The sequence below is a fragment of the Citrobacter sp. wls710 genome, from assembly GCF_005281115.1.
In the GTDB taxonomy this organism is placed as follows: Bacteria; Pseudomonadota; Gammaproteobacteria; order Enterobacterales; family Enterobacteriaceae; genus Citrobacter; species Citrobacter werkmanii.
This window is the reverse complement of the sequence record NZ_SZXD01000058.1, coordinates 61,457-85,290: the sequence shown is the minus strand read 5'-3', so window position 1 is coordinate 85,290 and position 23,834 is coordinate 61,457. Positions and strand designations below refer to the sequence as shown.

Annotated in this window: 20 protein-coding genes; 11 read left to right on the top strand and 9 right to left on the bottom strand. The window is 52.4% G+C overall.

From position 1 onward, the window contains the following. Positions 1-11 precede the first annotated feature (11 nt). On the top strand, positions 12-773 hold the full coding sequence (locus FDX14_RS21920) for an AraC family transcriptional regulator (RefSeq protein WP_137350241.1): 762 nt from the start codon (positions 12-14) through the stop codon (positions 771-773). 135 nt (positions 774-908) lie between these two features. Here FDX14_RS21920 and yncL read toward each other — a convergent pair whose 3' ends face one another. Continuing rightward, complete coding sequence (yncL, locus tag FDX14_RS21915) at positions 909-1,004, bottom strand: stress response membrane protein YncL (protein ID WP_071524268.1); 96 nt, start codon at positions 1,002-1,004, stop codon at positions 909-911. A 192-nt stretch (positions 1,005-1,196) separates the two neighbouring features. On the opposite strand from yncL, the gene FDX14_RS21910 reads away from it, so the two are divergent. Continuing rightward, on the top strand, positions 1,197-1,370 hold the full coding sequence (locus tag FDX14_RS21910; protein WP_016153148.1) for a GhoT/OrtT family toxin: 174 nt from the start codon (positions 1,197-1,199) through the stop codon (positions 1,368-1,370). Positions 1,371-1,380: 10 nt separating this feature from the next. Here the strand turns inward: FDX14_RS21910 and FDX14_RS21905 are convergent, their stop codons facing one another. From FDX14_RS21905 to FDX14_RS21895, 3 genes are read right to left on the bottom strand one after another with little or no spacing between them, the layout of a single operon-like run. Further along, a complete protein-coding gene (locus FDX14_RS21905; protein WP_137350240.1) occupies positions 1,381-3,540 on the bottom strand; it encodes a virulence factor SrfC family protein in 2,160 nt (719 codons plus the stop codon). Then, on the bottom strand, positions 3,537-6,518 hold the full coding sequence (locus FDX14_RS21900) for a virulence factor SrfB (RefSeq protein WP_137350239.1): 2,982 nt from the start codon (positions 6,516-6,518) through the stop codon (positions 3,537-3,539). Before FDX14_RS21900 ends, FDX14_RS21905 begins: the two co-directional genes overlap by 4 nt. A gap of 4 nt (positions 6,519-6,522) precedes the next feature. Then, positions 6,523-7,830: an SrfA family protein gene (locus FDX14_RS21895; RefSeq protein ID WP_137350238.1), complete on the bottom strand. Its 1,308-nt coding sequence runs from the start codon at positions 7,828-7,830 to the stop codon at positions 6,523-6,525. Positions 7,831-8,112: 282 nt separating this feature from the next. Between FDX14_RS21895 and FDX14_RS21890 the strand changes: the two genes are divergently transcribed. Continuing rightward, complete coding sequence (locus FDX14_RS21890; RefSeq protein WP_137350237.1) at positions 8,113-9,711, top strand: ABC transporter substrate-binding protein; 1,599 nt, start codon at positions 8,113-8,115, stop codon at positions 9,709-9,711. Between the two features lie 17 nt (positions 9,712-9,728). Beyond that, complete coding sequence (locus FDX14_RS21885) at positions 9,729-9,962, top strand: YdcY family protein (RefSeq protein ID WP_003020183.1); 234 nt, start codon at positions 9,729-9,731, stop codon at positions 9,960-9,962. Between the two features lie 80 nt (positions 9,963-10,042). Here FDX14_RS21885 and FDX14_RS21880 read toward each other — a convergent pair whose 3' ends face one another. Further along, positions 10,043-10,492: a DMT family transporter gene (locus FDX14_RS21880; protein WP_079224119.1), complete on the bottom strand. Its 450-nt coding sequence runs from the start codon at positions 10,490-10,492 to the stop codon at positions 10,043-10,045. Beyond that, a complete protein-coding gene (locus FDX14_RS21875; protein ID WP_042308291.1) occupies positions 10,489-11,007 on the bottom strand; it encodes a GNAT family N-acetyltransferase in 519 nt (172 codons plus the stop codon). Before FDX14_RS21875 ends, FDX14_RS21880 begins: the two co-directional genes overlap by 4 nt. A 37-nt stretch (positions 11,008-11,044) precedes the next feature. Here FDX14_RS21875 and FDX14_RS21870 point away from each other — a divergent pair, with 37 nt between their 5' ends. Both FDX14_RS21870 and curA read left to right on the top strand, forming a co-directional pair. Then, positions 11,045-11,620, top strand: coding sequence for a helix-turn-helix domain-containing protein (locus FDX14_RS21870; protein ID WP_042308292.1), 576 nt, complete (start codon positions 11,045-11,047; stop codon positions 11,618-11,620). Positions 11,621-11,677: 57 nt separating this feature from the next. Then, on the top strand, positions 11,678-12,715 hold the full coding sequence (curA, locus tag FDX14_RS21865; protein ID WP_061388458.1) for an NADPH-dependent curcumin/dihydrocurcumin reductase: 1,038 nt from the start codon (positions 11,678-11,680) through the stop codon (positions 12,713-12,715). A 31-nt stretch (positions 12,716-12,746) separates the two neighbouring features. Here curA and pqqU read toward each other — a convergent pair whose 3' ends face one another. Beyond that, on the bottom strand, positions 12,747-14,867 hold the full coding sequence (gene pqqU, locus FDX14_RS21860; RefSeq protein WP_137350236.1) for a TonB-dependent receptor PqqU: 2,121 nt from the start codon (positions 14,865-14,867) through the stop codon (positions 12,747-12,749). A 261-nt stretch (positions 14,868-15,128) separates the two neighbouring features. On the opposite strand from pqqU, the gene yncE reads away from it, so the two are divergent. After that, positions 15,129-16,190, top strand: coding sequence for a 7-bladed beta-propeller protein YncE (gene yncE, locus FDX14_RS21855; RefSeq protein WP_137350235.1), 1,062 nt, complete (start codon positions 15,129-15,131; stop codon positions 16,188-16,190). A 136-nt stretch (positions 16,191-16,326) separates the two neighbouring features. Next, a complete protein-coding gene (locus tag FDX14_RS21850; RefSeq protein WP_137350234.1) occupies positions 16,327-16,548 on the top strand; it encodes a YgdI/YgdR family lipoprotein in 222 nt (73 codons plus the stop codon). Between the two features lie 42 nt (positions 16,549-16,590). Here the strand turns inward: FDX14_RS21850 and ansP are convergent, their stop codons facing one another. Beyond that, positions 16,591-18,033: an L-asparagine permease gene (ansP, locus tag FDX14_RS21845; RefSeq protein ID WP_137350233.1), complete on the bottom strand. Its 1,443-nt coding sequence runs from the start codon at positions 18,031-18,033 to the stop codon at positions 16,591-16,593. Positions 18,034-18,315: 282 nt separating this feature from the next. Next, the gene (locus FDX14_RS21840) at positions 18,316-19,857 is read right to left on the bottom strand and encodes a methyl-accepting chemotaxis protein (RefSeq protein ID WP_137350232.1); all 1,542 of its coding nucleotides are present in this window, start codon (positions 19,855-19,857) and stop codon (positions 18,316-18,318) included. 516 nt (positions 19,858-20,373) lie between these two features. Between FDX14_RS21840 and FDX14_RS21835 the strand changes: the two genes are divergently transcribed. From FDX14_RS21835 to FDX14_RS25805, 3 genes are read left to right on the top strand one after another with little or no spacing between them, the layout of a single operon-like run. After that, on the top strand, positions 20,374-21,372 hold the full coding sequence (locus FDX14_RS21835; RefSeq protein WP_137350231.1) for an MsnO8 family LLM class oxidoreductase: 999 nt from the start codon (positions 20,374-20,376) through the stop codon (positions 21,370-21,372). Continuing rightward, positions 21,372-22,493: an amidohydrolase gene (locus FDX14_RS21830; protein WP_042308306.1), complete on the top strand. Its 1,122-nt coding sequence runs from the start codon at positions 21,372-21,374 to the stop codon at positions 22,491-22,493. Before FDX14_RS21835 ends, FDX14_RS21830 begins: the two co-directional genes overlap by 1 nt. Positions 22,494-22,518: 25 nt before the next feature. Beyond that, complete coding sequence (locus FDX14_RS25805) at positions 22,519-23,832, top strand: LLM class flavin-dependent oxidoreductase (protein WP_137350230.1); 1,314 nt, start codon at positions 22,519-22,521, stop codon at positions 23,830-23,832. The last annotated feature ends 2 nt before the right edge of the window (positions 23,833-23,834 follow it).

Below are 23,834 nucleotides of genomic sequence, written 5' to 3'. Positions count from 1 at the left end.
TCGGACAGATAATGAAAATTGCCCCCGATGAAATTTTCGATGCGGATAGCTTTGATAACCCGGTAATCGGGATTGCCGCCGATATGGGCGTACACGATTCAGGACGCCATAGCCACCTTCGTCATCAGCTCCTTTTTTCGGCTGCGGGGAGCATCACGATTGAGCTGGAGCAGGCCCTGTGCCAGCTGCCGCCACGCCGAGCGGTCTGGATCCCGGCTGGTACGGTTCATCGCGCCATCATGCGTGGCGTAATGGCTTATCGTTCTTTGTACTTTTCAACCTCGCTGCCGTTATCCAATCTGCCAATGCAAATCGTCGAGGTTAATTCTCTTTTTTTCGAAGTCATAGAACGCATGGCCTTTTGGTCATGGGATATGCCTGCGGTGCAACAGGCCAGCCTCATCACCGTTTTTTGTCAGGAATTGCGGGCCGCGCGCAGTGAAAACTGGACATTACAATTTCCCTCAGATCCACGGCTGGACATATGGCTTGAGCAATTGCGTATGGGCGCGTTACCACCGCGACTGAATCAGTTGTCCCAACAGGTTGGGGCGTGTGAGAGGACAATCAGCCGGATCTTTATCAGAGATACCGGGATGAATTATCAGAACTGGCGGCAGCAATTTAGACTGTTAAAGGCCATGGAAATGCTGGCGGACGGGAGTCATATTAGCCACGCGGCGCAACATCTGGAATTTGTCAGTGACAGTGCTTTTATCGCATTTTTCCGTCAGCACACTGGCACCACACCGGCCCGGTTTACAGGTAATTAATGCCGCAGAAGGGTTAGGGATATTACAACCTGAGGGTAATTTACCAGATGAAGGCAGGGTGGGAAGATTATTGACTAATGGCAGAGAGAAGTCCTCTCTGCCAGTGGACGCTGCCATTAATCAAGAAGTTTCACATCAAGCAAACCAGCCGAACCTTGCGGAAATCAGACTGAATAGTCCTACAGCAGCAAATATATTTATCAGCACCACAGTTTTACTGGAAACATTCATTTGTGCCACCTTTCGTTTTAACCCCTATGGGTATAGTACGGGTTATAACTATCCGCAATAGTACGAAATCTGAACATAATGAAAACGGGTTGTTTTACCGCTGTTTCTCTTAAAATAATTAATAAAACTTGATGTGAGTCATGAAAAAGAGCATATTGCGCGCGATTTTACCTTCTGGCCTGGATGGCTTACATGTCTCTGTACCAAAAAATGTTGGTCTTTTATGCAGTGATGGCCGCTATCACGGCAATCATCACCTGGTTTTTGTCCCGCGATAAAAAGCGGATCCGCTTTCTCAGCGCGGTATTAGTCGGGGCGACCTGGCCAATGAGCTTCCCCGTCGCGCTGATGTTTTCACTTTTCTGATGAGGCCGTTTCAGACGGAAAGTAGGGTATCTAAACGTTTTTTGTCGGCTTCCGTGACATCCTGTGGGTGCTGATACCCCACGTTCTCATTCGCGCGTGTATACAAAGCAACCAGCCAGTCGTAAACGTAGCGACTTGCACCGTGCGAAGGCTGTTCTTCCAGTTTGGCCAGGCGCGACATTGGTTGTTGCTTTGGCGCGCTAAAAATAGCCGCGCCTTTTTGGATCCTGCTGGCAGGGCGCTGTTCCTCAGCAACGTTGGTAAATCCAAGCCAGGTAATAAAATCCCCAATATCGGCATGTAGCTGCGCTGCACAGACGTTTTCACGCTGCATAATATGCTGTAAGCGTTGCGGCATATCCAGGCGATAGCTGGTGGTAACGAGGATATCAGCCACCTGCCTTAGCGTACGAGGATCGAGGCCTAAACGGCGCGCATTATTTTCATCGCGGCACCACTGGCGCACGTGATTAACCCACATTTTGTGTGCCTGGTATCCAGTTTCTTTACTTTCCTGCGAGTGCGGCATGTCACGCACTTCAGCAAACAGGTCGATCTCTTCATTAAATAACCCGTTCACCTGTTCCTCACGCGGCTGATGAACACGCAGAAGAGACTCAAAGAGGCGCATTGGCGGCAGTAAACCCTCCAGGAGTTCCCCATGTTTTGCCGCCTGGGATTGTAACTGGCGGATCACCGACTCGCTGCTACCTGACTCATTATCACGGGTGTTAATCCAACTCATCAGCGTTTCGCGGATGCGCTGTTGGTGCTGTTCGCGCAGAGAGGTCAGCCTGGCCTGACGCTGTTGTGGTGAAGTCGCCTGAGTCAGCCATTCGACAAGGCGTTGTAAGCTGTGGTTATCCAGCGCCTGTAGCGTCCCCCAGTGCAGTCCCGGTTTGCCCATTAATTGCTGTACTGACTCATCCAGGTTTTGCTGGGTGCTAAAACGCGCATCCTGTGGGGTAATGGCCCAGACTACGCCCGGTAATGCGGCGTCATGTACGGGTTGCGTATCGTTGACCCAGCCCAGTAGCTTGCGGGTAATGGTTGGCGTCTGGGCGCGGGTAGATACCGCGTTGCAGATTAGGAGCACATCCGGTTGCAGATGCTGGCGATAATGCTCCAGCATCCAGCCTAATTTTGCCTGCCACAGCGGATGGGAATGAGCATCCGGGGCGAGGGGAATATCGAGCAGGTCGACATTCTCCAGCACAGTATCTTCCACCGTCAGGACCAGCTCGCGCGTCAGCAGTGCCAGCGAGGTTTGCGAGAGACTGACCGCATTGAGCAACTGATGATTTTCAATCGGATGAACGACTACATCACTTTGTGCTTCACTCCCATGCAATGCCGCCTGAGTGAGAAAACTTTCGGCAGGTAAGCCAAAATGATCAACCAGCAGGCTCAGTGGGGCCGCTAATTCTTGCGCGTTCCCGGTTTGTTGCAACGTATGCGCCAACGCCAGCCACTGTTGCGTTAGCTCTGGTTGTTCTCCCCACAATAATGCCCAGGCGTTTGCCCGGGTCGTCAGATCCAGAGCGGGCAGCAGCGTGGCAAACTGATGCCATAGCGCATCGTCAATTTGCTGTTGGTTAGCCGGTACGCAGGAGCGCCAGAAACGACCGATTGTCGCGACATCCTGAGCAGTAATACCTTGCACCGGATGACGCTGACGCAGCGTTTGCCATTTTTCCAGGCGCGCTTCAATAATCGATTTCTCAACCTGGCGGTTGTCCGGGAGCGCACAGAACTGCGTGATAAACAGCTGTACCAGTTCGGCTTCACTGAGTAAGCGTAAGCGCAACGGCCATTCGCTATTCAGCAGATTATCTTCACGCGTAAAGCGAATCGCCATATTGGTCGGTGCATGCCCCGGATTAATATGCGAAAAATAATCAAAACTGCGATCCGGGGTCACGATGTTCATTTTGCCGTTGGCATTGCTGCACAATGCCGCGAGCAGATGCGCTTTTGCTGATTGTGAATGCCCGTATAACCCAACACAGCCTCGTGCTGAAAAGGTCGCCGTCAGCGCAGATTCATTAACCGCGGCTAACGTAAGTTGTGTCAGCAGGGCATCCGCCTCATCATCAAGACGAACCGAATGCTGGCGGGACTCTGTTACCCACTCGATGGCGGCCTGCGCGGTGTTTAACATCTTACTCATTTCAGGTACACGCTCCCGCTATCAATCCAGTAATGGCTACCGCTATGGCGACGATCCGCCAGCGTATTCAGTTTTAACGTTAAGGCATTCGCGGCAACGGGGGTGCCATCCTGTAACCAGGCATCGCTGAGTACGAAGCATTCCGGGCCGCTCTCTTTGCTGCCGCCACGTAACTGCAGCCGTACATTTAATACGCCATCTCCGGCGATGCTTTTTGCCAGTTCGGCAGAATTTATGCTCAGCGTATACAGCGGCGTGGCAGGCCATCGGCTGTTTGCCAGTTGGCGGAAACCTAACGTCACATTGCCGCGCAGCGGGAAGTGCAAACGGGTATCCAGCTTCGCGCCGGGTTTATCCAGATCGATATCGTGATACCAGATGTTCTCATCGCGCAGCGTGTTGACCGTATTATCCAGCACACCAAGATAACGTACGGTCGAATAAGCGCCGATATCGGCAGCTTTAAAATTGAAGCGCGGTAAACGCAGATCCAGTGCCAGGCTGCATAGCATTGCGCCGACTGCTGCGGTGGATTTGGGGTTGCCAATCCGCCCTTGCTGACTGAACGGATACCACTCGTGGACCCGATAGTTATCCATCCAGATCATACGATTAACCGGAACGGGTTGAAGATGGCGGATCAACGCCTGTACGCCCGGTAAACAGGCGGGTCTGCCGGTCACTAATAAAATGTCGCAACGATAATGTGAAATAGCCTCACAGACCGCGTGCAGCGGCGAGGTCAGGGTAAATTTCCCCGCCAGTAACGCTTCTTGTAACTGCCTGAACTGCACCTGTAACGGCACGCTCAAAACATCAAACGCTGGTGAACCAGAGGGCAACGCATGATCGATAGCCTGTTGGATATAGTTCATCACGTTACGCGTGGGTTGCTGGCTAAGCAGCTCGCCAAAGGTAGCATGCAGCCCGGCTACCGGATCGTTAATATCGCTTTGTTCCCAAGCGGAGAGCACCGCATGACCGAGCGGCATAAAGAGTTGTAATGCCGTTTGCTGACGCAGAATTGCCTGAGTATCGATGCGCCCGGAATCGCCAAACAGCGTAGCCAGTAATGCAGCGGCGTCGGTCACGCCAGCCTGCTGCAAGCGGGTTTGCAGGGCAGGTAGCACGCAACGCTGAATCACGTCCAGCAGCATGTCATCGCCCGCGACCTTAAACCCTTCGCGAAACAGCAAATGTGGAGTGATCTTGACGTTCGCACCAACGCCGTCATCAAGCTGATAATGGACGACGGCCATATCCGTTGTGCCACCGCCAATATCGATGGATGCCACGCGCAGCGCACGGCCTTTTATCTCACCTAGTTCCGGCAGACGGTCCGGACGGGAAAGGGCATTAAAAAACGATTCGGTATGGCCATCGTAGTGGGAAATCGCCTCGTTATACAGCCACACCAACTGACCGCAGCTGGCCTCATCCCATTCCATCTGAATCTCAGGGACGGGAACCACGCTCTTTTCCTGCTGCTTGCGGGTGGTGAAGTCTTCATCCTGCGGGTGCCAGCCCATCGCTTTCCAGACCAGTGCAATGGCTTCAAACATACGCAGGCGGAAAATCTCGCGCTCCTGTTTTGGCATCGCTGATGGCAGGGTCAGGATCAATGTGCGCAACTGGCGAGGAGAGGCCGGGAAACCGAGGCGCAAACGCGTCGCCACGCTGTTAATTTGACCCAGTGCCTGAGCCAGGATCTCACACAGCATATGCGTCATCAACGTGCTGCGGCTGTATTGCGGTGAGAACACCGGCAGACGGTCATCCTGCGGCAGGCTGAACAGCGGTTGTCCGTCATCATTCATTAGATTCATCAGCGGGAAGGCGGTAGCCAGCGGTTCGCGCTGGGTTTTGCCATTCATCTGGCTAAAGCGCCAGTCATGCAGCACAGGCGTTTCATCCCACAGATAACGGCGCGGGCTGGAGATCCCGCTGCTGCCTTCCGTACCCATACGTTGCATCGCCAGCTTGCGGGCTTCATCGCCCACGCGAACAATCGACGGCCAGATAAAGGCGTCATCACGACCGCTCTCAACGGAAAAGTGCTGTTTACCGAACCGCGCTTCGGAAAACTCCAGTCGGCTGGTGAATAGCGGATCGTTAAGAAACTGCGGCTCGCTTAATGACCGCACCTGTAATTCAGCGGTCTGGCGCAGTCCATCATTGGCATCGCCGTGATCCTCAATCAGGACGCCGCAGGTATGGGTATTACCAATATCCAGGATCAGATCAACGGGAATTGCCGGTGTGCTGAGTGTATGTGTGACCAGCTTGACTTCCGGAATGGAAAGCTGTTCGCCTAACAGGGTTAACAAATTTAACCAGTGCGCCTGATATTCAAAGTTACGCAGCGCCTGCTGGATCTCATGTTCTGAGCGGTTCTCGTGCTGAGTGGCATGGTGCATAAAGGATTCGCGCAGCCAGCCGTCAATCCAGGTCTGGTCGAGGAAATCGGCAATTTCGTTGTCATGCCAGGCCAGTGCAAATCGCGTACCGTTAAGCAGGTCATTTTCGTTAGGGGTTAACGCTGCCGGGGCATTTTCAGTGAGCTGGCTGTCCAGCGCCAGGGTAATGCGGTGGGTGTTGCCCGCGCTGTCAGGTTGTGCCAGTTTTCGTACCTGTACACGCGCCCAGTTATCCGGGCCTTCAACAAACGTACGCGGCGGATTAAAGCGCAGGAACGGCAGCGGTAGCCAGACGCCGTCGAGCACGTCCAGAGAATAATGCAGCGTCTGGGTGCTTTCCGGTTTCACCACTTCGGGCTGACTGCCGGTGCTGCCCGGCAAGGTATAGCGTCCCGTTATCAGATCGAAGTCCAGCCGTAGCAGGGGACCGTTGGCCGTTTTGCGCACAAAGCGGCCATGATGTGCAGACTCCTGCGGCGTCAGGCCAAAATCCAGAAATTGCACACCGCTATTGGCGATGAGCGTCACGCTCTGTTTGTAGTCACACAGATTCACCAACATAAAATCAGGCACCTATCTTTTTGATCGTCAGAGGAATTTCCGCGTGATCGTCATATCGTGCGGTACAGGCTGCGACGTCATTGGTTCCCGCTTTGCAGGTAATTTCAGGCATCGGATAACGTGAGCCATCCGTGCAACGGGCATTGCCGCGACTCTTAATCATTAATTCGCCCGACTGATGCAAACCAGAGAAAATCTCGGCACGACAAACAATATTGTCGCCATGCACTACGCGTGCAGTGCCTTTATTCGTCTGGATCTGATAGCGCAGCGACGGCGCTTTGCCGCTGACCGGATCTTTCACGTCGACGATGACGCGCCAGTTACCGTTGAGGAAACGCGTCGTTCCTGCTTTCATCTGGCTGGCATCCATTACCAGCGCGTCTTTGGGAATAGCGGCAATCACCACCGGCCCTGCGCCAGGTTTCTCTTTTTTCGCTAGCGGAATGACTTCAGCCCGATGCAACGGCAGTGCAGAGGTCAATTCCGGCAAAGGCGTCATGTCTGCTTTAGCGACGGCAATGGGGGCGACTGAAGGGGTAGGGATAACGGCATGTTGTTTCCACAGCAGCGGTCCGACAATGGCTGCGATAATTACGGCGGCAACGGGCAGACTCCACAGCGGCAGGCGACGTGCGGGCTTCACCTGTACCGGTGGCGTTGTGACTTCCGGTTCGTTAATCATGACCAGCGGTTGTGGTTCAGGTTCAACCGGTTTTGGCGGTTCAACGATTGGCGTCAGTAAAGGGGCATCGGCCTCAGTGAAGGTGATTTCAGGTGAAGTCTCTTCTTTCGGGTCAGGTTCTGTCACAGTGACAACCGGTGGAATATCAGCAAGGCGCAGGCAATCGAGCACATCGTCGCGGGGATTTTCATTCAGATTGACGAAGCCCCAGAACGTAATGACGGGTTTGCCATCAACCAGAAACACGTGGTTCTCGCCAGGAAACTGGATGGCTTTTTCGAGCAATGAACCAAACAGCTGGAGGGAGGTTTTTCCCGATTGCAGGCTTTTACGGCTCAGGGCCGCCGCATTTTCCAGCGTGCTCCCCAGATAGCGCAGCGCACGAAAACGTGCCTCTTCATCAGCGGTTTTCCATGCAACGGCTTTTCCTTCAACCGGGGAATACCAGTCAACCCGATCGCCGTTGTCGTTAATTTGTGGGATCGCCAGACAATCCACCATCGCCTGCTGTTTACGCAAACGAAGCGTTTCACGAATTTGCAGTGCTGAATCAAACACGGCCTGACCACCGCCACCCACGGCCTGATAGTCATCCAAATTGCCGCTGCGCAAGAGAGTTTTTGCCACGTTGTTACCCCTTAGACTTCTTCACACATCTACTTTACGTTTTATAAAAACGAGCAAACGGCGAAAGAGAGGCAAAAAGGGGCTAATTTTCATGGCATAGAGTGTCGGGAAAAATCTTGACGTTTTAAAAAAGACTTAAGGGAAATTAATTCGCTTGTGGTGATGAATTATTCAGCGAAAACCACCGGATTAGAATAACCTGATAGTGATTTGTTATTGGTCAGTTTTTGTCAGCTATGCTCTGATATTCCGGTTAATAATAAAATAAGAAGGCTTATAACCATGATTGCAAGGAAAACGTTACTCGCGCTGGCGCTCAGCGCTGTCTTACCGTCAGGCGCAGCGTTCGCGGCCAGCACGGACACCATCATCTATTGCTCTGAAGCATCGCCGGAGTCATTTAACCCGCAAATCGCCAGTTCCGGTCCCTCATTTGTGGCCAGTTCTCAGGTGCTCTATAACCGACTTATCAACTTTGATCCGGTAAAGAATACCCCAATACCGTCTTTGGCAACGGACTGGACAATTTCTCCCGATGGGAAGACTTACACGTTTACTCTGCGTCAGGGGGTGAAGTTCAACAGTAATAAATTCTTTAAACCCACCCGCGACTTCAACGCCGATGACGTGGTTTTCTCGGTATTACGCCAGAAAGATGCCGATCATCCGTACCACAAGGTTTCTCAGGGCAGCTACGAATACTTTAACGATGTCGGTCTGGATAAACTGATCAAAGAAGTGAAGAAGGTGGATGATTATCACGTTCAGTTTGTGCTGAATGAACCTAACGCCGCGTTTCTTGCCGACTGGGGGATGGATTTCGCTTCCATTCTCTCTGCGGAATATGCCGACGCGATGCTGAAAAAAGGCACCCCGGAAAACGTTGATAACTGGCCGATTGGCACCGGGCCATATGTGTTGCAGCAGTACAAACAGGATTCGCAAATCCGCTATCTCGCTAACCCTAACTACTGGGATGGCGCTGTCCCAACGAAGCACCTGATCTTCTCCATCACGCCAAACGTTCAGACCAGATTGGCAAAACTGCAAACCAATGAATGCCAGATAATCCCGGCGCCAGCCCCCGTACAATTTGACGAGATTAAAAAGAATAAAGATTTGACGTTGCATTCGGTTGAAGCGCTGAACGTCGGGTATCTGGCGTTTAATACCGAGAAAAAACCGTTTGATAACGTGTTGGTGCGTCAGGCGTTGAACTACGCGACCGATAAAAAAGCCATTATTAACGCCGTCTTTTTGGGTTCCGGGACGGTGGCAAAATCGCCGATTCCACCGAATATGATGGGGTTCAATAAAGATCTAAAAGATTATGCTTACGACCCGCAAAAAGCGAAAGATCTGCTCAAACAGGCTGGGCTGGAAAACGGATTCGAAGCGACGCTGTGGTCAATGCCGGTTCAGCGTCCATACAACCCCAACTCCCGACGTATTGCCGAGATGATCCAGAGCGATTGGGCAAAAGTCGGCGTGAAGGCAAAAATAGTGTCGTACGAGTGGGGCGAATATCTCTCCGGAATGCGCAAAGGCGAGCATGACACCGCGCTGTTCGGCTGGATGTCAGACAACGGCGATCCGGATAACTTTGCCGATGTACTGCTGGGCTGCGACAGCATTAAAACCGGATCTAACGCCGCGCGCTGGTGCGATAAAGAGTATAATTCTCTGGTTCAAAAGGCGAAACTGGTGAGCAAACCTGAAGAACGCGCCGCGCTTTACCAGCAGTCGCAAGAGATTTTCTACCAGCAGGCTCCGTGGATAGCCCTGGCAAATGGTAAAACGTTCTATGCCACGCGCAGCAACGTCAGCGGATACAGCGTCAGCCTGATGGGCAGTGATTTTTCAAAAGCAAAATTAAATTAATGAGTTAAGGAGAGGTTATGTCGCATCTGGATGAGGTCAGCGCACGAGTTGATGCCGCCATTGAAGAGAGCGTCATTACGCATATGAATGAATTGCTGATTGAACTCAGCGATGATGTCGCGCTGAGCCGGGAAGATCGTTACACCCAGCAACAGCGTTTGCGTACGGCTATCGCACATCATGGCCGTCAGCATAAAGAGGATATGGAAGCCCGTCGCGAACAGTTGACCAAAGGCGGCACAATCCTTTAATTCGTTATTACTGTTATCCGGTCTGTATATTCAGGCCGGATAAGTTTTGTAGGCCTGATAAGCGAAGCGCCATCAGGCAGTTAAAAAGAGCGTCTCGCGACCAACCAGGCCCCGACGACCAGCAGCACCGCGCCGCAAACTGGCCCCACCAGCGCACGTAGCGGTACGCCATGACTGCGCAGAATATCCAGCACCAGTCCGCCAATTAACTGGCTGGCTACCAGTACCGCAATCGTGGTGGCAGCCCCCACATTTTGATAGCCGCTGATACTGGCAAAAACAAAAAAAGACCCCAGCAAACCGGGGATCAGCGTCCACCAGCGCACGCTGGAGACCAGTTCGCCAAACCCCGCAGCGCCTTGCTTAAACCACAGAATGCTGACAAACAGTACAATCCCAACCAGTGAGTTCAGCAGCATGGCAATCAGGATCGTCGAGGAGGTCTGCGTAATACGCACCATTAAGGTATTTTGCACCACCAGACCAATACCTGCGGCAATCAGAAAGGCGAGGGTCAGCGTCTGATTCATCTGCCGGCATCCGGATCGCGACGATCGTCTAACTGTAACTGCATAAAGGTCAGATCCAACCAGCGACCAAATTTGGTGCCGACCTGCGGCATTTGTGCCGTGATCTTAAATCCCAGCGTACTGTGCAAATGTAGCGACGCCTGATTCTGAGACTCAATCCCCGCCACCATCACATGTTTGCCGCACGTGCGCGCTTCTTCTATCAGTCGGCTGAGCAGCGCTCGTCCCAGGCCCTTGCCCTGATGATCAGGATGGACATACACCGAATGTTCAACGGTATAACGAAATCCGTCAAAGTTGCGCCAGTCGCCGAACGAAGCATATCCGGTGACCACGCCGTTTTCTTCACTTACCAGCACGGGATACCCCACCAATTGGCGTGCTTCGTACCACGAGATACGGTTTTCGGCATCGACCGTTTGATCGTTCCAGATAGCCGCCGTATGCAGTACCGCGTGGTTATAAATTTCAGCAATAGCGGCGCAGTCTGCTTTGCTGGCAAATCTAATTGACATGTTGAACCTCAGGGCTTGTTCACTATAGTATTACAATATGAATACTATTGAAGACAGCATAAATCAACGGATCGGTGCAAGAATTCGCCTTGAACGAGAATCTCGCGGCTGGTCTCTGACGGAACTCGCCGAGCGCGCAGGCGTGTCGCGGGCAATGATCCATAAAATAGAGCGCGGGGAGAGCAGCCCCACGGCCACGCTGCTGGGCAGGCTCTCCGGGGCGTTTGGAATCAGCATGTCGATGCTGATTGCGCGGGCCGAAATGCAGGAGGGCAAGTTGCTGCGCCTCGCTGACCAGCCCGTCTGGCACGACCCGCAAAGCCACTATCTGCGACGTCATGTTTCACCGCGTAGCGATCTACCCATCGACCTGGTACAGATCGAATTGCCCGCCGGAAGCGATATCCCAATGCCAGCCTCTTCCTACGTGCAGGCCAGGCAGCTTATCTGGCTACAGCAAGGGGAGTTAGTCTTTGTGGAAGGCGATGTGCGTCATGAAATGAAAGCAGGCGATTGTCTGGAGCTGGGCCCGCCGAATGACTGTCGGTTTATCAATGAAACCGCGCAAACCTGCGTTTATCTGGTTGTGCGATTAAACCATGTCGTGAGCTAAATGCTGGCGCAGGCTGCTACTATTGATGGATTCATGCTAAAAGCAGAGGAGCACATCATGGGTCAACAGACTAATCGTAATCGCCGCTGGGTACTGGCTTCCCGCCCGCATGGCGCGCCAATCCCGGATAACTTCCGTCTTGAAGAAGATGAAGTCGCAACGCCGGGAGAAGGTCAGGTTTTGCTGCGCACCGTTTTCCTTTCTCTCGATCCTTACATGCGTGGGCGCATGAGCGATGAACCGTCTTACTCGCCTCCCGTTGAAATTGGCGGCGTGATGGTTGGTGGCACGGTGAGCCGCGTGGTGTCCTCTAACCATCCTGATTACCAGCCAGGCGAATGGGTGCTGAGCTATAGTGGTTGGCAGGACTATGACATTTCAGACGGTAACGGACTGGTGAAGCTTGGCGATAATCCTGAACATCCTTCCTGGGCGCTGGGTGTTTTGGGAATGCCGGGATTTACCGCCTATATGGGCTTGCTGGACATCGGCCAGCCGAAAGCCGGGGAAACGCTGGTTGTCGCCGCTGCAACTGGCCCGGTGGGCGCAACGGTTGGACAGATTGGTAAGCTCAAAGGGTGTCGGGTGATCGGTGTGGCGGGCGGGGCAGAGAAATGCCGGCATGCCACTGAAGTGCTGGGCTTTGATGTTTGTCTCGATCACCATGCGCAAGATTTTGCGCAACAACTGGCAAAAGCGTGTCCACAGGGGATTGATATTTACTACGAGAACGTGGGCGGTAAGGTGTTTGACGCCGTACTGCCGTTACTCAATACCTCTGCGCGCATACCGCTTTGCGGACTGGTCAGCGGTTACAACGCGACATCGCTTCCGACCGGCCCTGACCGATTACCATTGCTGATGGCAACCTTACTGAAAAAGCGTATCCGGATGCAGGGTTTTATTATTGGTCAGGATTATGGTCACCGCATTCATGAGTTTCAGCGGGAGATGGGGCGTTGGATTAAAGAGGGTAAAATCCACTACCGTGAGCAGGTCACTGACGGTCTGGAGAATGCGCCGCAGACCTTTATCGGTTTGCTGACCGGGAAAAACTTCGGCAAGGTGGTTATTCGCGTAGCAGACGATGCATAAAGAGTGCTGGCGGGAGCGATTCCCGCCAGTATTATTCAAAACGCCAGGCCAGATTAATACCCACGCCATAGTTTCGTCCTGGCGCCGGTTCGTAGTATCTGTCCCTTGTTTCATTAACAATCACCGACCCAGCATAGGCCTTATCAAACAGGTTATCCACCCGACCGAACAGGTCGATCATGAGACTGCTGTAATAAAATTTATAGCCGGTATTCAAGCCAACTACGGTATATGACGGGGCTTTCGCCGTGTTTTCATCATTGGCCATAATGTCGCCCATATAACGCACATCTGCTCCCGCATACCAACCTTCATCTGGCACGTAACCCAGTGAGGCAAATCCCATGTTTTGCGCTATGCCGGGCAGTCGGTTGCCGTTGCAGTTTTGATCGCCACAGACGTTGCTGCGATAGGTTGCATCGAGCCAGGTCCATGCTGCTTTTACGCGCCAGTTTGTGGCAAAGCGTTGGTCCCAGGATAGCTCGCCACCCTGACGGCGGGTTTTACCGGCGTTTTTATAAGTCGTACGACCACCGTTGTTACTATCAACCACAATCTCGTCATCGGTATCGGTCTGAAATAGTGCCGCGGTAAAAAGTCCATCGCCGATGCGTGTTTTGCTGCCGATTTCAATAGTGTCATTCGTGGACGGCTGTAAACCCAAATTCATGCCGCTTTGTCCATCGGAACGGTAGGAGAGTTCGTTAATCGTGGGGGTTTCAAATCCTCTCCCCGCAGCCAGATAGACATTCCAGGCGTCAGTCATTGCATACTTCAACGATCCGGCGGGCAACCATTGGTGATAACTTACGTCGCCGCTGTCATCTCCGTTATCAACAGTAATGTAGCGATCGTTGGAATCAAACCATACGGAACTGTAACGAACGCCGGCATCCAGCGAAAGCTTCTTCGTCAATTGCCACTGGGTTTGCAGATAGGGATCGACGTTCCACATCAGGTTACGTTCATTGCGTCGCAGGTCGCCTTTCTGACCGTACTCAGGGACACCATTATCAAGACGATAGTTGTTATAGCCTTTACGGTTTTCACTCATGTTTTCATAGTTCACTCCGGTGGTGAAAGTCACCGGAATCCCCAATTCGCCACGATGAGTCCAACGGTTATCTATCCCCTGATAATGACGTTGCAAGGTGATGACACCGCCGGCATGAGAAGAATTTAACTGTGGGTCCATTGGGATCGACTGATACTGGGTGGTTTCGCGCTCTCCTGCATAGGCCATGACACTGATATCATCCTGCGCGCTAAGTTGGCGTTCATAGCGCAATCCCGCCTGGGTCTGCTTGATGGTTTTTCGCGTATTGAATTGCTCCGCGCGGGGCGATTGCTGCGGATTGGCATTCCATTCTGACTTCGTCAGGCCTCCGGGATCGTCGGCCTTAATATCCACGCTGTTGAAAATCAGGGTTAGTTTACTCACGTCATCAACACGTACTCCCAGTTTGGCGTTAGCCAGATTTTTTTGCGCGCTGCTGTCATCACGATACCCGTGGGTAGTAAATCGTGTTGTTGAAACGGTGTAATCCACATCACCTGGCTGAGTACCGTCACCCAGTGCTCCGGTGGCCTTTACACCATAGCGCCAGGTGCCAAAACTACCGTAATAGCTGCTGGCCTCAATGGTTGGCGGTTCACGCCCTGTTTCAGTACTGACATTAATTACACCGCCGGAAGCATTACCATACAGCGCAGAGAAGGGCCCCCGTAGGACTTCAATATTTTGTACGCTGCTGATATCGATATTGGATGTTTGACCTTGCCCATCCGGCATGGTGGCTGGGATTCCGTCTACGTACATACGAATGCCGCGGATGCCATACGTGGTTCTTGAACCAAAGCCGCGAATCGACAACTGGAGGTCCTGTGCGTAGTTCTGCCGATTTTGCACCTGTAACCCAGGGACGCTGGTCAGCGATTCGGACAGGTTAATGCGCGGTGTTGCCAGACGCATATCTTCACCGGCAACAACGCTGACGGCAGCAGGCGTATCCAGTTCTGAAACAGATTGTGGTGTCGCGCTAACGATCAGCGTTTGCTCGTTTAGCTCACTTTCTGCCGCGGCAAAAGTCGAGAGAAAGACAGGCAGTAATGAAACAGGAAAGACAATATAGCGGGCTGAAAAAATCGTCATGAATAAGGCCAATGTATGATGCTGACGCCGGAAAACGGACGGTAAGCATGTGAATTTTTTTATAAAAAAGATGAATTTTAGCGCTGCTGAATTGCGGTAATTTTTCGGGCAATGAAAAGGAGTGTAGTCAATATGTGAAGAAGTGCTCCACTTTGCGATGAATAATGATTACTATTCTCATTCTTAAAAAGGCAAAACCATGATTTTGCTCATTGAAGCTATGTGAAGCAGTAACAAACGAATTTATCAAAGGGAGTCGTCATGTCTTTACGTCATCTGTTTTCGCCGCGCCTGCGTGGTTCTTTACTGTTAGGTTCACTGCTCGTGGCATCATCTTTTACTACGCAGGCTGCAGAAGAACTGCTGCGTAAAGCCGTGGGCAAAGGTGCCTATGAAATGGCATACAGCCAGCAAGAGAACGCGCTGTGGCTGGCGACCTCACAGAGCCGCAAACTGGATATCGGCGGGGTGGTTTATCGTCTTGACCCTGTCACCCTCGAAGTGACTCAGGTTATTCACAACGATCTCAAACCGTTTGGCGCTACCATCAATAACACCACGCAAACGCTGTGGTTTGGTAATACGGTAAACAGTGCGGTGACGGCGATGGATGCTAAAACAGGAGCGGTCAAAGGGCGCCTGGTGCTGGATGCGCGTAAGCGTTCTGAAGATGTGCGCCCGCTGCAGCCGCGTGAACTGGTCGCCGATGATGCTACCAACACGGTATACATTAGCGGTATTGGTAAAGAGAGCGTCATTTGGGTCGTGGACGGTGAGACGATCAAACTTCAGGACACAATCCAAAATACTGGCAAAATGAGCACCGCTCTGGCTATCGACAGCAAAGCTAAACGCCTGTACACCGCCAATGCGGACGGTGAATTCATCACTATCGATACCGCCAATAACAAAATTCTCAGCCGTAAAAAGCTGCTGGATGATGGAAAAGAGCACTTCTTTATCAACCTGAGTCTGGACACGGCGGGTAACCGCGCATTTGTTACCGACTCTAAGGCTGCGGAAGTGCTGGTTATCGACACCCGCAACGGCAATGTACTGGCGAAAGTCGCCGCGCCGGAATCTCTGGCCGTGCTGTTCAACCCGGCACGTAATGAAGCCTACGTGACCCATCGTCAGGCCGGCAAAGTGAGCGTGATCGACGCGAAAAGCTACAAAGTCGTTAAAACGTTCGAGACCCCAACATTCCCGAACAGCCTGGCGCTCTCTGCCGACGGTAAAACGCTATACGTCAGCGTGAAACAGAAATCCACCCGCGAGCAGGAAGCTACCCAGCCGGACGATGTTATTCGTATCGCGCTGTAATTAACCGGAGGGGGAAACCCCTCCTGTCATTTCTCTAAACCTCACGATACGCCTCGTTACACCCCGCCAGTAGCCTGACTAACTTCAGGGACTTACACTACGCCCTCAACGGCTAACTGAATAACGCGGGAATACCATGAAAAAGCCATTTATGTGTCTTTGTGCAGGCGTAATGCTGTTTACGCTGGCAGGCTGCACGACCAATTACGTTATGACGACCAAAAGCGGACAAACCATTACCACCCAGGGTAAGCCACAACTGGATAAAGATACGGGAATGACCAGCTATACCGATCAGGATGGGAATGCGCGGGAAATTAACAGCAACGACGTCGCGCAGCTCATTGAAGCAGACTAAAAAAGAAGGCCTGAAGGGGTAACCTGTCAGGCCTTTTTATCCTTACGGCGCGGTGCGGTGGATTTCCGCTACGCGTTTACGCACGCCGAACCAGCCTGCAACCAGCAGGATGGCAATTAACGGTAATGATGCGATAGTATAAGTGCCGTTTGGATAATCAAACGCCATCAGCACCAGCACACTCAGCAGGAACAGCAACGTGAGCCACGAGGTAAACGGCGCACCCGGCAGTTTAAAACTGACGTCTGCGGTTTTACCTTCTTTAATCGCCCGGCGCAGACGCATCTGGCAAACCATGATAAATCCCCACGACGCAATGATGCCCAGCGAGGCGAAGTTAAGCACGATCTCGAACACCTGCGACGGCACCAGATAGTTCAGAAATACCCCTACGACATACACGACCAGCGTGGCGAGGATCCCTGCCCATGGCACCTGTTGGCGGCTCATTTTAGCCATAAATTTTGGCGCGGAACCGCCCATCGACATGGAACGTAAAATACGGCCAGTGCAGTACAGGCCGGAGTTCAGGCTGGAAAGCGCCGCGGTGAGCACCACAATATTCATGATGCTGCCGATATACGGCACGCCAAGTTTGGAGAAGAAGGTGACAAACGGACTTTGTCCCGCCTGATAGGCGTTCCAGGGCAGAAGTAGAACCAGCAGGACCACTGAACCCACGTAGAACAGACCGATACGCCAGATAACGCTATTGATCGCTTTTGGCACCATCGTTTGCGGATCTTTGCACTCACCAGCGGCAGTGCCGACCAGTTCGATGGAGGCAAACGCGAAGACGACTCCCTGGACCAGCACCAGCGCTGGCAGCAGGCCATGCGGGAAAAATCCGCCGTTGTCGGTTATCAGGTGAAAACCCGTGGCGTTGCCATCCAGAGGTTTTCCGCTACCTAAGAAAACGGTACCCACAGCCAGGAAAATCACAATCGCCAGCACTTTGACCAGCGCAAACCAAAACTCCATCTCTGCGAACCACTTCACGCCGATCATGTTCATGGTGCCGACAATGGCCAGCGCCCCGAGGGCGAACACCCACTGCGGCACGTCGCCAAATGCGCCCCAGTAATGCATATACAGCGCAACTGCGGTGATATCGACAATACCGGTCATCGCCCAGTTGATGAAATACATCCAGCCCGCCACATAGGCGGCTTTCTCACCTAAAAATTCGCGGGCGTAGGAGACAAAGCTACCGCTGGAAGGGCGGTGCAAAACCAGTTCGCCGAGCGCGCGAAGAATAAAGAACGAAAAAATACCGCACACCAGATAGACCAGCGCCAAAGCGGGGCCAGCCATCTGCAACCGTGCACCTGCCCCTAAAAACAACCCGGTACCAATCGCGCCGCCAATGGCGATCATTTGTACCTGTCGATTCCCCATCGCCTTGTGATACCCCTCTTCGTGAGCATTCAACCAGCGTCGTTTCGCCGCATGTTGTTCCGCGGCTTGCGTGGTGTGTGTGTTCATTACTTTTCCTGTTGACCTGACAAAAATACAAAATCCTTTTTGCCGCACCTGCTGCGGCGAAAACAGCGTTACCCTTCATTGTGTTACGGGGGGAAAACTGCCGGCCGAGCATCCTACATTCAATTGTTCACTTGCGCAAAGCCCCGATAACAAGAATGCAGCATTTTTGTGCAGCCGGAACTGGCGCGGTGTGGCCTCGATTCAGCCAATAAAAGAGAGGGGGCGTTTAACCAGCTAGAGGAGTGCGCTTATCAAGACATTCGCCCGGTAAGCGCCGTAACGTTATGCTGATGCGCCAAAGACCTGAACGGCCTGCTGTAAGCGTGATGAACGCTGGGTCAGATCGGCGGTAGCGTCAGTGACGCGCTCCACCATTTCGGCGTTATTGTGTGTCATGGCGCCCACGCGTGAAATCGAATCGTTAATCAGATCCAGCGCCTGGGTTTGCTCTCGCGTGGCCAGACTAATATCTTTGATCATCATCGACATCTGCAAGACATCACCAATCATGCCGGTGAGATGCGTTTCCGTTTTCTCCACCATTTTAACGCCGCTGTTAACGTTGGCGACGTTCTTCTCGATCAGTTGTTTAATCTCTTTTGCCGCGGACGCTGAGTGCTGCGCCAGATTGCGCACTTCTGCCGCCACAACGGCGAATCCACGCCCGGATTCCCCGGCTCGTGCGGCTTCAACCGCGGCATTGAGCGCCAAAATATTGGTCTGAAAGGCAATGCTGTCGATAACGCCAATGATGTCGACAATCTGCCCATTATCACGCGAGATTGCCTGCATCATGGCAATGGTTTGTTTCATGATATCGCCGCCTGCTGCCGCGTTGGCGCTGGTTTTATCGGCCATGGTCATAGTATGCGCTGCGGTATCAGCGGTTTGCTGTACCGCGCTGCCAATTTCTTCGAGGGCAGCAGCAGTTTGTTGCAGGTCAGCGGAGGTTTCTTCTGAACGTTTGTGCAACGCAGAACCTTCTTTTGACACCCGCTGGCTAATTGCGCGAATACCGGATAGTTGCGTACTGACGTCATCGACCAGCGAATTCAAATTAAGCCCGGACTGATTAACCAGACGCATCAACATTCCGATCTCATCGACCCTGTTTAAATGACAGTTATCAGGTTTACGACCCGACACCACTTTTTTCATTTGCGTCAGTAGCGTATTAACTGGCTGACAAATTTGATACTTAAGGTAAATAGCCAGTGCCAGAAAAAGCACCAACAGCCCACCTGCCTGAATAAAGAGGGGGACGGGGATAAAAATTAATAACAGCACCAGCAGGGCAGCTACCCCTAAACTATAATTAACTCGCTGGCTAATACTCAGCCATTTAAACGCAGAAACCCATGACAATATGCCACGACGAATGACAAGGCCTTTAAAAAGGCGAAAGTGTTTAAACTGCTGACTATTTATTTTTTGATATAAGCTTTCGCTTTTCGTTATTTCATCGCGCGAAGGAACCGTCCGTACCGAGATGTAACCGGTGAGTTTTTCATGATGCCAGACCGGTGTCACGTTGGCTCGCACCCAGTAATGGTCGCCATTCTGCCGCCGGTTTTTCACCATTCCCGTCCAGCTGTCTCCCTGCTGTAGCGTGTACCACATATCGGCGAACGCGGCGGGAGGCATGTCAGGATGGCGAATAATATTATGTGGTTCGCCCATTAACTGATGCTCGTTAAATCCGCTGGCGTCGATAAAAGCGGTGTTGGCGTAGGTAATATGACTTTCTTTATCTGTCGTCGAGAGCAGCGTCGCTTTATCGTTAAGTGCATACTCAATTTGTGTAACGGGCATGTTACTTTTCATAGAGGCCCCATGATGGTATGTATAATTCATACAAAAATCCCCGCAATAAAAATCGGGGGATATTAAAAAACTGTATTAAACCGTTTTAATAAGAAACGCTGTATTCTCTACTAATCATCATTGCTGTGGAAGTGCTTAAATTAAAAAATCCTATATGTACTATCCATTAAGCGTCATAAAAGTGAAACATTTAATACAACCGCATAACCTTGCAAGTCGTTTAACCTGACTTAACGTAAATCGCGCTAAAAAACGTTTTCGCAAAAAGAAAACAGGCATGAACTTATTTTGATGTTATTTCTGTGAGAGTCGCGCCCCTATTATATTTTGTAGGTCATGAATTTTGCATGTTTTCCATTGAGTGTTCTGACCAGTCAAGGAATCCACTGGTATTATCCCTGATGGCAACAGGGCTGGTTATCTACTTTTTAGCTGAGCAAATGTGAATTAAGTGTTTCATTATGGTTATTTGATAATTTAATAATAAAGACATGTTAACAAACATGGGCCTGTAACATGTCATATCGCCTGAGTATTCTGGATAAAAGCCCCGTTGGGGAAGGAGAAACTGCCGTGATGGCGCTTGCCCGGACCTTGCGTCTGGCGCAACTGGCAGAAGAGTGGGGATACCATCGTTTCTGGATCGCGGAACACCATAATACACCACAGCTGGCCAGCCCATCGCCGGAGCTGGTGATCGCCTGGCTCCTCGGACAAACCCAGCGAATCCGCGTAGGTTCCGGCGGCGTGATGCTGCAGCATTACAGTCCGTACAAAGTGGCGGAAAACTTCAATCTTTTGGCATCACTGGCACCGGGGCGTGTTGATCTTGGTGTAGGAAAAGCGCCAGGCGGCTTACCCCTGTCGACTCAGGCGTTACAGTTGGGACTTCATGCGGATGAAAAAGGCAGTTTTGCTGACCAGCTTTCCCAGCTTAAGGACTGGCTGGCGTTAAGCGGAACGGAAAGCGGGGAAGCGGTATTCCCGACGCCAATCCCACCGCAACCGCCGGAAGGATTTGTTCTGGGAGCCAGTGTGCAAAGCGCTCAGCTGGCAGCGCAATCCAACTGGAATTTCATCTTCGCGGCACACCTCAACGGTGACAGAGCGTTATTGCGTGACGTTTTGTCCTTTTGGCAGACCCACAGTACACGCCCGACGATAGTCGCCGTCCAGGTGATTGTGGCTGACAGTAACGACACCGCCGCGCAGCTTGCCGAAAATGTGCAGATCTGGGGCGTGGAACTAGAAAATGGGCAACGCGTCACAGTTGCCAGCGAAGAGCAGGCGCTGGCATTCGCTGCGCAGGCTGGCAGTTCTCCCCGCAAAATCGCACGTCGTGAACAGGCCTTATTATACGGTACCGCCCACGACGTGCTGGCAAAACTGAACGGCCTGCACGCGCAATTTGGCATTAATGAGTTCATTATCGACACGCCAGTGGCAGAGGGGCACGCGCGTCTGACGTCGCTACGTTTGTTGGCACAAGCCCATAACGCCGTGGAGGTGGTCTGATGACGCTGGCGACAACGCTTATCAACTGGCGTCGTGAATTGCATCAACATCCCGAACTTTCTCTGCAGGAAGTGGCGACGACGGCGCGTATTCGCGACTGGTTGCACGGTGCTGATGTCCAGATTCTGCCATTCAACCTGAAAACCGGTCTGGTCGCGGAAATTGGTCAGGGAGAAGAGATCATCGCATTGCGGGCGGACATTGATGCCCTCCCGATAGAAGAAAGCGCCGATGTTCCGTTTCGCTCACTCACACCGGGGGTGATGCACGCCTGCGGGCACGATATTCACACCAGCGTCATGCTTGGCGCCGCACTGCTGCTTAAGCAGCAGGAAGCTGACTTACCGGGGCGAGTCCGTATTTTGTTTCAGCCCGCTGAAGAAAGTTTTGGTGGCGCAAAAACACTGATTCGCGCCGGTGCTCTGCAAAACGTCGCGGCTATTTTTGGCATGCACAATGAACCGGGATTGCCGGTAGGAGAGTTCGCTACGCGCGGTGGTGCATTCTATGCCAATGTTGATCGCTTTGTGTTACGTATCAATGGCAAAGGCGCACATGCGGCGCGTCCGCATGAAGGCAAAGACGCCATCCTGCTCGCCAGCCAACTGGTAACAGTTTTGCAAAGCGTTGCCAGTCGCGATGTTAACACCCTGGATTCAGTGGTGCTCAGCGTGACCCGTATTCAGGGAGGAAACACGTGGAACGTGCTGCCAGAGTCCGTAGAGCTGGAAGGAACGCTCAGAACGCATCGCATTGAAGTGCAGCAGCAGGTCAAAGCCCGGGTTAATGATATCGCGGCCGGATTTGCCCACGCTTTTGGCGCACAAATTGATGTTATCTGGCACGCGGGACCGACCGCGCTGGTGAACGATGATCGTTGGGCCGATATCGCCACCGCCGTGGCGAAACAATCAGGCTATGCCACCCACCATGCCGACCTGCATATGGGCGGGGAGGATTTTGCCGTCTACCTGCAAAATACGCCTGGGGCGTTCGTCAGTATTGGCAGCGCCAGCGAATACGGATTACATCATCCGGGATTTAATCCGGATGAACGTTTAATAGAACCCGCCGCGCACTATTTTGCTCATTTAGCAAAAACGGCATTCGCACACATTTAATTTTATCTGTTGGATAGGGGTTATTATGGCTGAAAATCGGCAACTACGGCTCGGCACTATTCTGCATGGCGCATCGGGTAATATGTCTGCATGGCGTCATCCGGCAGCGCAGGCCGATGCCAGTATTAATTTTGACTTTGTTAAAGAAACAGCGCTTATTGCGGAAAAAGGGAAGTTGGATTTTATTTTTGTCGCCGATGGTCTGTATATTAATGAAAAATCAATCCCGCATTTTTTAAATCGCTTTGAGCCGCTGACGGTATTATCTGCGTTGGCCAGCATCACTCGCAATCTGGGACTGGTTGGCACTGTCTCCACGTCATACAGCGAGCCCTTTACCACCGCCCGGCAGTTTGCCAGCCTCGACCATCTCAGCCAGGGCCGTGCCGGATGGAACGTGGTGACGTCGCCTCTGGAAGGGTCGGCAAAAAACTATTCCCGCGCCCAGCATCCAGAGCATGCCCAGCGTTATCGTATTGCCGATGAATATTTACAGGTGGTGAAAGGACTGTGGGATTCCTGGGAAGATGATGCTTTTACCCGTAATAAGGCAAGCGGGGAGTTTTTTAATCCGCAAAAACTGCACACGCTTAACCATCATGGGGATTATTTTCAGGTCGCCGGGCCGTTAAATATCGGGCGTACGCCACAAGGCCGTCCAATTATATTTCAGGCAGGTGCTTCATCCGATGGCAAGAAATTAGCGGCGCAGCATGCCGATGCCATTTTCACTCATCAGGAGTCGCTGGCAGAGGCTAAAGCGTTCTATCAGGATGTAAAAAGCCAATTAGCAACCACCGGGCGCGGTCCTGATCAACTGCATATATTCCAGGGCGTCAGCGTTATTGTTGGCGACAGCGCAGAGGACGTGGAGCAGCAGTATCAGACGACCGCTGCGCTGGTTTCCATCACTGACGCACTGAACTACCTTGGCCGCTACTTCGAACATCATGATTTTGCCCAATATCCGCTGGACGCACCGTTCCCGGATCTGGGATCCCTCGGACAAAACAGCTTTCGCAGCACGACCGATGAGATCAAGCGCAATGCGCGCGAGCGTTGCTTAACGCTACGTCAGGTTGCCCTGGAAGCGGCCAGCCCGCGTCCGCGTTTTAGCGGCACGCCTCAACAGGTGGCCGACGGACTTCAGCAGTGGTTCGACGAGAAAGCCGCTGACGGTTTTATTATTCAGGGAGGAACGCCGGATACCTTCCCACGATTTGTTGAGCAGGTTATCCCCGTGCTTCAGGCTCGTGGTCTGTTCCGCCATGAATATCCCGGTACGACCCTGCGCGCAAGCCTGGGATTAGCGACACCTGCAAATCAATTCACACAATAAGA